General features: G+C 70.8%; 12 protein-coding genes. 5 read left to right on the forward strand and 7 right to left on the reverse strand.

Translation table 11 applies throughout. The features are described 5' to 3' along the window. Positions 1-56: 56 nt before the first annotated feature. Together ACFVJX_RS07410 and ACFVJX_RS07415 are read right to left on the reverse strand one after the other, a co-directional pair. Positions 57-2,534 carry an HAD-IC family P-type ATPase gene (locus tag ACFVJX_RS07410; protein WP_384126124.1) on the reverse strand — a complete coding sequence of 826 codons (2,478 nt, stop codon included), beginning with the start codon at positions 2,532-2,534 and terminating at the stop codon, positions 57-59. A gap of 115 nt (positions 2,535-2,649) precedes the next feature. Beyond that, complete coding sequence (locus tag ACFVJX_RS07415; protein WP_384126123.1) at positions 2,650-2,982, reverse strand: DUF2530 domain-containing protein; 333 nt, start codon at positions 2,980-2,982, stop codon at positions 2,650-2,652. Between the two features lie 187 nt (positions 2,983-3,169). Between ACFVJX_RS07415 and ACFVJX_RS07420 the strand changes: the two genes are divergently transcribed. After that, positions 3,170-4,624 (forward strand): NCS2 family permease, encoded by a 1,455-nt coding sequence (locus ACFVJX_RS07420; protein WP_384126121.1) that lies wholly within the window; start codon positions 3,170-3,172, stop codon positions 4,622-4,624. Between the two features lie 27 nt (positions 4,625-4,651). On the opposite strand, the gene ACFVJX_RS07425 is transcribed toward ACFVJX_RS07420, so the two are convergent. Further along, complete coding sequence (locus ACFVJX_RS07425; RefSeq protein ID WP_384126119.1) at positions 4,652-4,858, reverse strand: ribbon-helix-helix protein, CopG family; 207 nt, start codon at positions 4,856-4,858, stop codon at positions 4,652-4,654. 145 nt (positions 4,859-5,003) lie between these two features. Between ACFVJX_RS07425 and ACFVJX_RS07430 the strand changes: the two genes are divergently transcribed. After that, a complete protein-coding gene (locus ACFVJX_RS07430) occupies positions 5,004-5,444 on the forward strand; it encodes a MarR family winged helix-turn-helix transcriptional regulator (protein WP_123524412.1) in 441 nt (146 codons plus the stop codon). A 96-nt stretch (positions 5,445-5,540) separates the two neighbouring features. Further along, entirely contained in the window at positions 5,541-6,875 is a 1,335-nt protein-coding gene (locus ACFVJX_RS07435; protein WP_384126117.1) for an MFS transporter, read from the forward strand. A gap of 347 nt (positions 6,876-7,222) precedes the next feature. On the opposite strand, the gene ACFVJX_RS07440 is transcribed toward ACFVJX_RS07435, so the two are convergent. The 3 genes from ACFVJX_RS07440 to ACFVJX_RS07450 form a co-directional block, all read right to left on the reverse strand. Further along, on the reverse strand, positions 7,223-8,218 hold the full coding sequence (locus tag ACFVJX_RS07440) for an aldo/keto reductase (RefSeq protein WP_384126115.1): 996 nt from the start codon (positions 8,216-8,218) through the stop codon (positions 7,223-7,225). A gap of 85 nt (positions 8,219-8,303) precedes the next feature. After that, positions 8,304-9,281 carry a prolyl aminopeptidase gene (pip, locus tag ACFVJX_RS07445; RefSeq protein WP_384126113.1) on the reverse strand — a complete coding sequence of 326 codons (978 nt, stop codon included), beginning with the start codon at positions 9,279-9,281 and terminating at the stop codon, positions 8,304-8,306. A 57-nt stretch (positions 9,282-9,338) separates the two neighbouring features. Continuing rightward, positions 9,339-9,926 carry a hypothetical protein gene (locus ACFVJX_RS07450; protein WP_384126111.1) on the reverse strand — a complete coding sequence of 196 codons (588 nt, stop codon included), beginning with the start codon at positions 9,924-9,926 and terminating at the stop codon, positions 9,339-9,341. A gap of 91 nt (positions 9,927-10,017) precedes the next feature. On the opposite strand from ACFVJX_RS07450, the gene ACFVJX_RS07455 reads away from it, so the two are divergent. Continuing rightward, the gene (locus tag ACFVJX_RS07455; RefSeq protein ID WP_384126109.1) at positions 10,018-10,509 is read left to right on the forward strand and encodes a hypothetical protein; all 492 of its coding nucleotides are present in this window, start codon (positions 10,018-10,020) and stop codon (positions 10,507-10,509) included. Between the two features lie 168 nt (positions 10,510-10,677). After that, positions 10,678-11,664, forward strand: coding sequence for an endonuclease/exonuclease/phosphatase family protein (locus tag ACFVJX_RS07460; protein WP_384126108.1), 987 nt, complete (start codon positions 10,678-10,680; stop codon positions 11,662-11,664). Positions 11,665-11,754: 90 nt separating this feature from the next. Here the strand turns inward: ACFVJX_RS07460 and ACFVJX_RS07465 are convergent, their stop codons facing one another. Then, positions 11,755-12,504: a dienelactone hydrolase family protein gene (locus ACFVJX_RS07465; protein WP_384126106.1), complete on the reverse strand. Its 750-nt coding sequence runs from the start codon at positions 12,502-12,504 to the stop codon at positions 11,755-11,757. Positions 12,505-12,557: the final 53 nt, after the last annotated feature.

Below are 12,557 nucleotides of genomic sequence, written 5' to 3' on the forward strand. Positions count from 1 at the left end.
GCACACCACAGCCGTTGCGGCGGGTGTGCACAGGAAATCCGCAAGGGTCTTCCCGGCTACACCGGGAAGCGGCGGCTCACCAGGCGCCAGGCGTACTCCAGCGCGGCCGAGGCGATCACGGCGATGCCCACCGCCATCCACGGCATCGGCGCGCCCACGAGCTTCAGGGCGAAGAAGTCCTGGAGCCACGGCACCGCGAGCACGATCAGGAAGGCCAGGCCCATCGCCGCCACCAGGCAGATCCGCCACCAGGTGTACGGGCGGGCGATGATCGCCAGGACCCACATGGAGACCAGGAACAGGGTGAGCGTGGCCGCGCTGGTCTCCGCGTCCAGTGCGCCGGGGCCGACGTAGTGGTGCCGGGCGATCAGGTACGTGGCGAAGGTGGCGGCGGCCGCGATGGTGCCCGACGGGACCGCGTACCGCATCACCCGGCGCACGAAGTGCGGATGCGCGCGCTCCTTGTTGGGCGCCAGGGCGAGGAAGAACGCCGGGATGCCGATCGTCAGGGTCGACAGCAGCGTCAGGTGCCTCGGCAGGAACGGGTACTCGACCTGGAAGCAGACCACCAGGACGGCCAGCAGCACCGAGTAGACCGTCTTCGTCAGGAAGAGGGTGGCGACCCGGGTGATGTTGCCGATCACCCGGCGGCCCTCGGCGACGACGGACGGCAGCGTCGCGAAGCTGTTGTTGAGCAGCACGATCTGGGCGACGGCCCGGGTCGCCTCCGAGCCGGAGCCCATCGAGACGCCGATGTCGGCGTCCTTGAGGGCGAGCACGTCGTTGACGCCGTCGCCCGTCATCGCGACGGTGTGGCCGCGGGACTGGAGGGCGGCGACCATCTCCCGCTTCTGCTGCGGGGTGACCCGGCCGAAGACCGCGTTCTCCTCCATGGCCGTGGCCATCTCGTCCGGATCGGTGGGCAGCCTGCGCGCGTCCAGGGTGTGTTCGGCGCCCGGCAGGCCGAGCTTCGCGGCGACGGCGCCGACCGAGACGGCGTTGTCGCCCGAGATCACCTTCGTGGCGACCCGCTGGTCGGCGAAGTAGGCGAGTGTCTCCCCGGCGTCGGGCCGCAGCCGCTGCTCCAGGACGATCAGCGCGGTGGGCGCCGCCCCGGTCGCCGTGTCCGGGCTGTCGAGCCGCCCCTCGACGCGGGCCAGCAGCAGGACCCGCAGGCCCTGCTGGTTGAGCTGTTCGATCTCGGTGAGCGCCGGGTCCTCATCGGGCAGCAGCACATCGGGGGCGCCGAGCAGCCAGGCCGATGTCCTTCCGTCGCCCTCGTCGAAGGCGGCCCCGCTGTATTTGCGGGCGGAGGAGAACGGCAGTGCCTGTGTGACCTCCCACCCCCTGTCTCCGGGGGCCGGGTAGGCGTCGATGATCGCCTGGAGGCTGGCGTTCGGCCTCGGGTCGGAGGCGCCGAAGGCGGCCAGCACCCGGCGCAGGTACGGCTCGTCCGTCCCGTTCAGCGGGCGGGCCTCGGTGACGTCCATGCCGCCCTCGGTGAGGGTGCCGGTCTTGTCCAGGCAGACGACGTCGACCCGGGCCAGACCCTCGATGGCGGGGAGTTCCTGGACCAGGCACTGCTTGCGGCCAAGGCGTACGACACCGATCGCGAAGGCGACCGAGGTGAGCAGGACCAGGCCCTCCGGGATCATCGGCACGATGCCGCCGACGGTTCGGGCGACGGAGTCCTTGAAGTTGTGGTCCTTCACCACGAGCTGGCTCAGCACCAGGCCGATCGCGGTCGGGATCATCATCCAGGTGACGTACTTCAGGATGGTGGAGATGCCGCTGCGCAGCTCGGACTGGACGAGCGTGAAGCGGGAGGCCTCCTCGGCGAGCTGTGCGGCGTAGGCCTCACGGCCGACCTTGGTCGCGGCGAACGCTCCGCCGCCCGCGACGACGAAGCTCCCGGACATGACCGGGTCGCCGGACCTCTTCAGTACCGGGTCGGCCTCGCCGGTGAGCAGCGATTCGTCGATCTCCAGGCTGTCCGCCTCGGCGACCGTGCCGTCCACCACGACCTTGTCGCCCGGTCCGAGCTCGACGAGATCGCCCAGGACGATCTCGGAGGTGTGGATCTCGGCCGCCACCCCGTCCCGCCGGACGGTGGGCTTCGCCTCGCCGATGACCGCGAGGCTGTCCAGGGTCTTCTTGGCCCGCCACTCCTGCACGATGCCGATGCCGGTGTTGGCGATGATCACGAAGCCGAAGAGGCTGTCCTGGATCGGTGCGACGAACAACATGATCAGCCAGAGCACGCCGATGATCAGGTTGAACCGGGTGAAGACGTTGGCGCGGACGATCTCGGTCACGGACCGGGAGGAGCGGACCGGGACGTCGTTGACCTCGCCGCGGGCGATCCGCTCGGCGACCTCGGCCGCGGTGAGCCCGGCTCCGCCGCCCGCCGGGGCGGGCAGTTCGACCGGGTGGACCGGGTCGAGTTCGGACCCGGCGTCGATCATCACCGGCCGGTCGGTGCCGGAGAATCCGGTCGGCTCATCCCCTGAGGGGTCGGGTGCCCGCTGAGTCATGGTTCCGACGGTACGGGCGTAACGTCCGGTTCACCCCCCGGGTGGCCCGAAGATCAGACCGGGGGAGGACCGGGATCGTCCGCTGGTGGTACGGGCGGGTTGCCGCCGTCCGCTCTCAGGCGGTGGCGCCGGGAGTCTCCCCTGAACCGGGACCGGAACCGGGACCGGAGTCGGAGCCGGAACCGGTCTGCGATGTGTCAGCTGCCGCGGCGGCCCGCTTGAGTGCGGCGTCGCGTCCCCGCACGTACCAGATGCCGATCAGGCCGAGGCCCGCACCGGCCAGGCACGTCCACACCCACCACAGGTGGCCGTGGTCGTCGAACCAGCCGTAGAACGGGAGCTGGACGAGGAAGAGGACGAACCAGAGGATCGTGCCGCCCGTGATGGTCGCGACGATCGGCCCCTCCAGGGGCTCGGGTGCCTCGTGCTTCGGTGTCCACTTCGCCATGCGGTCAGTGTATGCGGCGCATACACAAACCCCGCCGGTCCAGTCGGCCCAAGGGTCTACGCGCGGAGATAGCGATCTTCGCCTTATGTATTCATACTGAATCTGCTTACGGCTGTCTCGAATTATTCGTGTGAAAGTCCAAAGCTGACCGCATTTCGCCCCTCTCTACGTACGACTGAGGTCCTACATGCCCCCCTCGGCCACCGCTCCGGTCGACTCCGACCAGCCCCCGGCTCCCCAGCCCACCGGCGGCCTGGACCAGTTCTTCAAGATCTCCGAGCGGGGGTCGTCGGTCGCGCGTGAGATCCGTGGTGGATTCGCCACCTTCTTCGCGATGGCGTACATCATCGTGCTGAACCCGATCATCCTCGGCAGCGCGAAGGACATGTACGGTCACCAGCTCGACGGCGGCCAGTTGGTCACCGCGACGGTGCTGGTCGCGGCGTTCTCCACGCTGCTCATGGGCGTCATCGGCAACGTGCCGATCGCGCTGGCCGCGGGCCTCGGCGTCAACACCGTCGTCGCCCTCCAGCTCGCCCCCCGGATGAGCTGGCCCGACGCGATGGGCATGGTCGTCCTCGCGGGCATCGTGGTCATGCTGCTGGTCGCGACCGGGCTGCGGGAACGCGTGATGAACGCCGTACCGACCTCGCTCCGCAAGGGCATCGCGATCGGTATCGGCCTCTTCATCCTGCTGATCGGGCTGGTCGACTCGGGCTTCGTCTCCCGTATCCCGGACCTCGCGCACACCACCGTCCCGCTCCAGCTCGGCAACGACGGTCACCTCAACGGCTGGCCGGTCCTGGTCTTCGTCCTCGGTGCGCTGCTCACCCTCGCGCTGATCGTCCGCAAGGTGCCGGGCGCGATCCTGATCTCCATCGTGGCGATGACGGTCGTCGCCCTGATCATCGACGCGGTCGCGGACCTGCCGGGCGAGGCCTGGGGCCTGACCGTCCCGAAGTGGCCGGGCAATCCGGTCGCCTCTCCGGACTTCGGGCTGGTCGGAGACGTCAGCCTGTTCGGCGGCTTCCACAAGGTCGGTGTGCTGACCGGAGTCCTGTTCGTCTTCACCGTGCTGCTGTCCTGCTTCTTCGACGCGATGGGCACCATCCTCGGCGTCGGCGACGAGGCCAAGCTGATGGACAAGGAAGGCAACTTCCCCGGCATGAACAAGGTGCTGTTCGTCGACGGCATCGCGGTCGCCGCGGGCGGTGCGAGCTCCGCGTCGGCCGGTACCTGCTTCGTGGAGTCCACGGCCGGCGTCGGCGAGGGAGCCCGCACCGGCCTCGCGAGCATCGTCACGGGTCTGCTGTTCACGGCGTCGCTGTTCCTCACGCCGCTGGCGACCATGGTCCCCTCGCAGGCGGCCACCCCGGCCCTGCTGGCGGTGGGCTTCCTGATCATCGCGGGCTCGGTGCGGGACATCGACTGGAGCGACTACACGCTCGCGATGCCGGCCTTCCTCGCCATGGTGATGATGCCGTTCACGTACTCGATCACCAACGGCATCGGTATCGGCTTCATCGCGTTCTGTGTGCTGCGGCTGGCCGCCGGGCGCGGACGCTCGGTGCCGGTGGCCATGTACGTGGTCTCGGCGGTCTTCGTCTTCTACTACGCGATGCCGGCGCTCGGCCTCACGTGATCACTCACGGGTGCGCGGCCGACGGGGTCAGTTGACCTCCTCGGCCGCGCACCCTTTCGCTCCGTAGAACTTCTCCGTCTCGTCGACGGCCGCCTGGAAGCGCTCGTCGAAGTCGTCGCGAATGAGCGTCCGGACCACATAGTCCTGGACGCTCATTCCGCGTCTGGCGGCGTGCTGCTTGAGCCGGTCGAGCAGCTCACCGTCTATCCGCAGGCTGAGCACTGTCGATCCCATGGCATGCAGGGTTACGTTCCCCGGCCCCGACGCGCGTGACTTTCCGGAACCGACTCACTCGTTTGGGTGATCGATTGGTGATTCGGCTCTCGCGCGTGTACCACCGAGTGGTCTTTAGGGTAGGTAATGAGTTACGCTAACAAACATGCCTGACCTGATCCACGACAGCGACAGTGCCGCCGCCGTGAGCTCCCTTCGTTCCGCCGTCATGCTGCTCGGCCGGCGCCTCAAGCACCAGCGCGTCGACGAGTCGCTGAGCCCGACCGAGATGTCGGTGCTCGGCACACTCGCCCGTTGCGGTTCGGCCACCCCCGGTGAGCTGGCCCGCAAGGAGCACGTCCAGCCGCCGTCGATGACCCGCATCGTCGCGCTGCTGGAAGCGAAGGGACTCGTCAGACTGGAACCGCACCCCGATGACCGTCGTCAGAAGATGGTCAGCCAGACCGAGCAGGCCGAGGCCATGCTCGCCGAGAGCCGCAACAAGCGGAACGCCTGGCTGACCACCCTCGCCGAAGGCCTGGACGAGGACGAGTGGGAGACGCTGCGCAACGCGGCGCCCGTGCTGGAGAAGCTCGCCCACCTGTAGCGGAGCGGGCCGCGCCGGACCATCACCGGCGCACCGCCCCACCGCCGCGATCCCCGTCAGTCAGCACAATGTCCACGCCCGAGGAGGCGAACCCTTTTGAGTACGGGATCCGGAGCAGACTCCGCCCCCGCACCGACTTCCACCCACGAGAGCAAGCCCGGCGGGACCTTCTCGTCGCTGAAGATCCGTAACTACCGCCTGTTCGCAACCGGCGCCGTGATCTCCAACACCGGTACCTGGATGTCCCGCATCACGCAGGACTGGCTCGTTCTGAGCCTCACCGGGTCCGCCACCGCCGTCGGTATCACCACGGCGCTCCAGTTCCTCCCCATGCTCCTCTTCGGTCTGTACGGAGGCGTCATCGCCGACCGTCTGCCGAAGCGCAAGCTCCTGCTCTTCAGCCAGGCCGCGCTCGGCCTGTGCGGTATCGCGCTCGCCGTGCTCACCCTCTCGGGCGTGGTGCAGGTGTGGCACGTCTACCTGATCGCCTTCCTGCTCGGCGTGGTCACGGTCGTGGACAACCCGGCCCGGCAGTCGTTCGTCTCCGAGATGGTCGGCCCCGCCCAGCTGCGGAACGCGGTCAGCCTGAACTCGGCGAACTTCCAGTCCGCCCGGCTCATCGGTCCCGCCGTCGCGGGTGTGCTGATCACCTCGGTCGGCAGCGGCTGGGCCTTCATGTTCAACGGCCTCTCGTTCCTCGCGCCGCTCGCCGGCCTGATGATGATGCGCACGAGCGAGCTGCACAAGGCCATCGTCGTGCCGCGCGCCAAGGGACAGCTGCGCGAAGGGCTCCGCTACGTGTCCGGCCGTCCGGAGCTGATCTGGCCGATCGTCCTCGTCGGATTCGTCGGTACGTTCGGCTTCAACTTCCCGATCTGGCTGACGGCCTTCGCGGACGAGGTCTTCCACGGCGGCGCCGGGATGTACTCGTTCTTCAACATCCTGATGGCGGCCGGCTCCCTCGCCGGCGCCCTGCTCGCCGCCCGCCGCCGCTCCTCGCGGCTGCGGATGCTGGTGGCCGCGGGCACCCTGTTCGGCCTGCTGGAGATCGTCGCCTCCGTCTCGCCGTCCGTCTGGCTGTTCTCGATCCTGCTGGTCCCGATCGGCATGATCGGTCTGACGACCAACATCAGCGCGAACACCAGCGTCCAGATGGCGGCCGACCCGGCCATGCGCGGCCGGGTGATGAGCCTGTACATGATGGTCTTCGCCGGCGGTACGCCGGTGGGCGCCCCGATCGTCGGCTGGGTCAGCGACGCGTACGGCGTCCGGACCGGCATGGCGGTGGGCGGCGCGTTCTCCCTGGTGGCCGCGCTCGGAGTCGGCTTCATGCTGGCCCGCGTCGGCGGCCTGCGCCTCAAGGTCGACCTGCGGCCCGGCCGCCCGCACGTACGGTTCGTCCCGCGCGAGCAGCTGGCCACGGCGGCCTGAGAGCCACCGGCACCACGCGCCACGGCCCCGACCGGGTACCCCGGTACGGGGCCGTAGCGCGTGCGGGGCTCGTGCGGGGCGCACTTCGGAGGTGCGCCCGTCCGCCGGTGCCCACCATGCGTCCCCGCCGGACGACGATCCGTACGCGGACCGGGCCGCGCAGGCGACCGTATGCGGTGGTGCGGGCCTGGCCACCGGGGCGGTGAGCGGGACGGTTACGCTCGTCGGGTGGACCCCAAGACCCGAAACCGCATCATGGCGGCCGTGCTCGTGCTCATGTTCGTCGTCGTCGCAGTGGCGGCCGCCCTCGGCTGATGAGCCGGTGAGGACGGCCGCGGCGCCGATTCCTACCAGGCGAAGTTCTCCGGCGACGGACCCGGGCCCGGGAAGATGTCGTCCAGTGCCGACAGCACCTCGTCCGACAGCTCAAGCTCCACCGCGCGCAGCGCGGAGTCGAGCTGCTCGCGCGTGCGCGGGCCCGAGATCGGGCCGGTGACGCCGGGGCGGGTCAGCAGCCAGGCCAGACCGGCCTCGCCCGGCTCCAGACCGTGCTTCTCCAGCAGGTCCTCGTACGCCTGGATCCGGGCCCGCACCTTCGGGTCGGCGAGCGCGTCGCCGGAGCGGCCCGAGGTGGACCGGGCGCCGCCGCCCTCGCGCTCCTTGCGGAGTGCGCCGCCGAGCAGACCGCCGTGCAGCGGCGACCACGGGATCACTCCGAGGCCGTACTCCCGGGCCGCCGGGATGACCTCCATCTCGGCCCCCCGCTCCATCAGGTTGTAGATGCACTGCTCGCTGACCAGCCCGTAGCTGCCGCGCTGCTTGGCGACCTCGTTGGCCTGGGCGATCTTGTAACCCGCGAAGTTGGACGAGCCCGCGTAGAGGATCTTGCCCTGCTGGATCAGTACGTCGATGGCCTGCCAGATCTCCTCGACCGGGGTGGACCGGTCGACGTGGTGGAACTGGTACAGGTCGATGTGGTCGGTCTGCAGCCGCTTCAGGCTGGCGTCCACCGCCCGGCGGATGTTGAGCGCGGAGAGCTTGTCGTGGTTGGGCCACGCCTCGCCGTCGGCGCTCATGTTGCCGTAGACCTTCGTGGCGAGCACCACCTTGTCGCGGCGGTCTCCGCCCTGGGCGAACCAGGTGCCGAGAATCTCCTCGGTGCGGCCCTTGTTCTCGCCCCAGCCGTAGACGTTCGCGGTGTCGAAGAAGTTGACACCCGCGTCCAGGGCGGCGTCCATGAGCGCGTGGCTGTCGCTCTCGTTGGTCTGGGGGCCGAAGTTCATCGTCCCCAGGACGAGGCGGCTGACTTTGAGTCCGGTGCGTCCGAGCTGCGTGTACTTCATGAGCCCAAGCCAACTCCTTGGAGTCCGCTCGAAGCAAGGGCGGAATCCTGCGCGGTGCGGTGCGGCGCGACCCGGACGAAGGGCGCTACCCGCCCGCGAACCCGTCCAGCGCCGCCAGTACCGCCCGGCTGGTCGCCGCTCCGCCCAGATGGCCCGCGTCGTCGATCACGGTCAGTTCCGCGTCCGGCCACGCCTTGGCCAGCTCCCACGCGGTGACGAGCGGGCCGCCCAGGTCGAACCGTCCGTGCACCAGCACGCCCGGGATGCCCGCCAGCCGGCCGGCCTCCCGGATCAGCTGCCCCTCCTCCAGCCAGGCACCGTGGGAGAAGTAGTGCGCGCAGATCCGTACCAGCGCCTGCTGCGCCCGGCCCGGCCGGCCGCTGTACGGGGGCGGCCCGGCGTACGCCTCCTGGGAGAGCACCGCGTCCTCCCAGGCGCACCAGTCGGCCGTCGCCCGCGCCCGTACCTCGGGGTCGGGGCTCCCGGTCCGCCGGGCGTAGGCGGCGAGCACGTCCGGCGTCGCGTCGCTCGGGGCCTCCGGGACCCCGGCCCGGAACAGGTCCCAGGCCTCGGGGAAGATCTGCCCCGCGCCCCGGTACAGCCAGTCGATCTCGGAGCGGCGGGTCGTGGTGACGGCCGGGATGACGATCTCGCTGACCCGCTCCGGGTACTGCTCGGCGTACGCGAGGATCAGCGTCGAGCCCCAGGAACCGCCGTACAGCAGCCACTTGTCGATCCCCAGCCGGACGCGCAGCCGCTCCATGTCGGCGATCAGCCGGTCCGTCGTGTTGTACCGCAGCTCCGTTGCCGGGTCGCTCGCGTGCGGGGTGGAGCGGCCACAGCCCCGCTGGTCGAAGAGGATCACGCGGTAGCGGTCCGGGTCGAAGTACTGCCGGGGCCGCTCGGTGCATCCCGAGCCCGGTCCGCCGTGCACGACGACCGCGGGTTTGCCGGCCGGGCTGCCGCACGCCTCCCAGTAGACGAGGTTGCCCTCGCCGACATCGAGCATGCCCTGCTCGTACGGCTCGACGGGCGGGTACTTCTCGTCGGGGCGGCGCTGCACTGCGGTTGTCTCCCTCGGCTGGACGGCGTAGGGCGCGGGCGGTCTCCCGCCGGCGGTTCAGCCCCTGACCGCCACGTGGTAGGCGGACGCCCACAGCACCGCGGCGGAGCCCAGGCCCACCACGGCCCGCACGCTCTCGCCCGAAAGGCCTGCCGCGACGAGCACGAAGCCGACGACGGCGACGGCGCTCAGCAGCACGGCCGTGCCCTTGTACTGCCACTGGTCGTAGAGGCGCGCGAGCGGAAAGAAGTGCAGTCCCACGACCAGCGCGACGGCGGCCGGGATGAACTCGGGGTGCCCCGACGCGTTGGAGGCCGCGATGACCGCGAAGACGGCTGCCACCTCGACGACATTCACGATGCCGACCGCGCGGGCCCAGTTGCCCGGCAGGTTCACCATGCGGGGGGACGGGGCCGCGCCCTTGCGGTAGGCGAGCACGATCGCCACCGCGGTGAGCGGTACGGCGACGATCTCGATGGCCGCGGACGCGCCCGAGGACGTCAGTCCTGAGGCGCCGGCGAATGCCCAGACGGCGGCGAACACCGACAGGACGACCGTCCCCCTGCGGCGCAGGGACCGGGTGAGTGCGGCGCACTCGGCGCTCGCGGCCGAAGGCGCGGACGGTGACGGCGTTGTGGGAGCCATGTGCGGAGAGTACAAGGATCATCTTCCCGGCCGGACCGTTTCGGGCCGGGCGGCCCGTAGCCGGCCTGCCCGGCGCCGTAGCCTGGGAGCCGTGAACGCCACTCCCGAAGTACTGGCCGTACTCGACGACCTGCTCGCCACCGCAGCCCCCGACGACCGGGGCGCGCTCTGGCAACTGGACCGGCAGGGAAGGGAGCTGGACGCCAATCTGGTGCGACTTCCGCCGGGCGCCGAGGTCGGCGAGCACCAGGAGGACGTACTGGACGTCCTCCTCGTCGTCCTCGCGGGCAGCGGCCGCCTCACCCCGGCCGGCGGCGGCACCCCCCTCGCCCTGACCCCCACCACGGCCACCTGGCTGCCCCGCACCTCCCGCCGCTCCCTGACCGCGGGCCCGGACGGCCTCGCCTACCTCACGGTCCACCGCCGCCGCCCCGGCCTCACGATCAAGCCCGCGGTCCTCACCCAGGAGGGCGGCGAGGCCCCGTGCTCCCTGGACCGGGTCTGCCCGGAGTGCGGCCGCATGTCCCAGGAGCCGGCGCCGAAGTACTGCGGCGAGTGCGGGGAGCGGTTCCCGTTGCGCTGAGTGCCCCGGGAACTCCCCGCGCCGGGCCCTGCCGAGGATCGTCAGGTTCGTCGAGGAGCCGTCCAGGAACGCCGGGGCGGGGCGGGCCGGCGCACGGAACGCACGGGCCGCTGAAACTGATCGGGCCCGCAGCTCGTCCTGGAGGGCAGGACGAGCGGACGGGAAGACATGGTGCAGCGGCTGGACAGCGGTGGGACGACGCCGGCGGAGGGGACGGTGCCCCGGTTGCCGATCCCGGCGCGCGGGCGGGTGCTTGCCGTGCTCGCGGTGCTCACGGGTGCGCTGCTGGCGTTGCACCGGGCCGTGCCCAACTCCGTCGGGCACCTGGGGAGTCTGCTGGAGGCGTTCCTGCCCTGGGTCGGCGTCGTGGTCGTCCTGCTGCTCTGCCTGGCGCTGCTGCGCCGCTCGGCCACGGCCCTGCTGGCGCTGCTCCTGCCGGCCGCCGTCTGGACGTACCTCTTCGGCGGGCTGCTCGTGCCCGGGGCGGGGGCCGGTGCGCACGATCTGGTGGTGGTGCAGCACAACGTCAGCGACGAGAACGCGGACCCGGCGGGCACGGCCCGCGCGCTCGCCGGCGCCGGGCCCGATCTCATCGCGCTGGAGGAGCTGGTGCCGGCCGCGCTGCCGGCGTACGAGAAGACCCTCGCCCCGGACTTCCCGTTCCACGAGGTCCGGGGCACCGTCGGGCTCTGGTCGAAGCACCCGCTCTCCGGCACCCGGCTGGTGGACATCAGGCCCGAGGGGATCGCGGAGGGCTGGAGCCGCGGGCTGCGCACGGTGGCCCACACCCCGCACGGGGACGTCGCGGCGTTCGTCGCGCACCTGCCCTCGGTCCGCATCCGCACGAGCGGACTCGCCTCGTCCTCGCGGGACGAGAGCGCCGTTCTGCTGGGACGGGCCGTCGCCGCCGAGAAGACCGGAAAGGTGGTCCTGATGGGCGACCTCAACGGCACGGTCGAGGACCGCGGGCTGGCCCCGCTGACCTCGCGGCTGAACGTGGCGGAGCGCGGGTTCGCCTTCAGCTTCCCCGCGGCCTTCCCGCTGGCCAGGATCGATCAGGTCATGGCCCGCTCGGCGACGGTCGACGACATCCGCACCCTGCCGTCCACCGGCAGCGACCACCTGCCGGTGGCCGCCCGGATCACCCTGGACTGACGGCCCCGGCCCGGAGGGCGGCTCCCGCTGCCGGGCCGGTCTGCGAGCGGGCGGGCCGGGACCGCCCGGACAGCCCGCCCGCCGGAGGGATCAGCCGGTGGGCAGATTGCGGTGCAGCAGGGGGAGCAGACGCTCCCAGTGCAGCTTCAGGCCCGCGGGGCTGAATGCACCGGTGTCGGACATCGTGAAGCCGTGGACGGTGCCGGGGTAGGTCTCGGTCGTGTAGCCGACACCGGTGGCGTCCAGGGCGCGGTTGAACTCGCCGAGGGTCTCCGGTGACATGTCGCCCTCGGCGAGGCCGAGATGGACCTCGGCGGTGAGCCCGGAGAGCAGCCGGTGCGGGCTGTCCGGCGCGTCGGTGACCAGGAAACCGGGGTGGAACCCGGCGACCGCGGCCACCTGGCCGGGGTGGGCCGCCGCGGTGCGCATCGCCAGGGAGGCGCCGAAGCAGTAGCCGATCACGCCGACCGGCCCACCGTCGGTGCCGGGCTGGGCGGTGAGGAAACCGAGGTAGGCCTCGGCGTCGCGCAGGACGCGTTCGGTGGTGTGCGCGTGGATCAGCGGCATCAGTTCGCCGATGATCGCGTGCCGGACGTCCTCCCCGATGTACTCGGGGAGTTCGGTCACCGGCGCCGGCCCCTTCCGGTAGTAGATGTTGGGTACGAGCACGTAGTACCCGTGCCCGGCCAGTTCGCGGGCCTTCGCCTCCAGTTCGGGCCGCACACCGAAGGCGTCCGAGTACAGCAGCACTCCCGGATGCCGTCCGCCGTCGTCGGGGAAGGCGGCGAAGGCGTCGGCCGTGCCGTCCGGAGTGGGAAGCGTCAGAGTCGTGCTGGGCATGAAGTCACCTGTCGTGATTGAGGTGTCGGATCTTCGGATCTCTGGTCGACATC

The organism is Streptomyces sp. NPDC127177 (assembly GCF_042672475.1).
Taxonomy (GTDB): Bacteria; Actinomycetota; Actinomycetes; order Streptomycetales; family Streptomycetaceae; genus Streptomyces.

What these genes read in the sequence shown, in the direction of transcription:
- ACFVJX_RS07410 (WP_384126124.1), bottom strand. Translation starts at nt 2,534, where the DNA reads ATGACTCAGCGGGCACCCGACCCCTCAGGGGATGAGCCGACCGGATTC.
- ACFVJX_RS07415 (WP_384126123.1), bottom strand. Translation starts at nt 2,982, where the DNA reads ATGGCGAAGTGGACACCGAAGCACGAGGCACCCGAGCCCCTGGAGGGG.
- ACFVJX_RS07420 (WP_384126121.1), top strand. Translation starts at nt 3,170, where the DNA reads ATGCCCCCCTCGGCCACCGCTCCGGTCGACTCCGACCAGCCCCCGGCT.
- ACFVJX_RS07425 (WP_384126119.1), bottom strand. Translation starts at nt 4,858, where the DNA reads ATGGGATCGACAGTGCTCAGCCTGCGGATAGACGGTGAGCTGCTCGAC.
- ACFVJX_RS07430 (WP_123524412.1), top strand. Translation starts at nt 5,004, where the DNA reads ATGCCTGACCTGATCCACGACAGCGACAGTGCCGCCGCCGTGAGCTCC.
- ACFVJX_RS07440 (WP_384126115.1), bottom strand. Translation starts at nt 8,218, where the DNA reads ATGAAGTACACGCAGCTCGGACGCACCGGACTCAAAGTCAGCCGCCTC.
- ACFVJX_RS07450 (WP_384126111.1), bottom strand. Translation starts at nt 9,926, where the DNA reads ATGGCTCCCACAACGCCGTCACCGTCCGCGCCTTCGGCCGCGAGCGCC.
- ACFVJX_RS07460 (WP_384126108.1), top strand. Translation starts at nt 10,678, where the DNA reads ATGGTGCAGCGGCTGGACAGCGGTGGGACGACGCCGGCGGAGGGGACG.
- ACFVJX_RS07465 (WP_384126106.1), bottom strand. Translation starts at nt 12,504, where the DNA reads ATGCCCAGCACGACTCTGACGCTTCCCACTCCGGACGGCACGGCCGAC.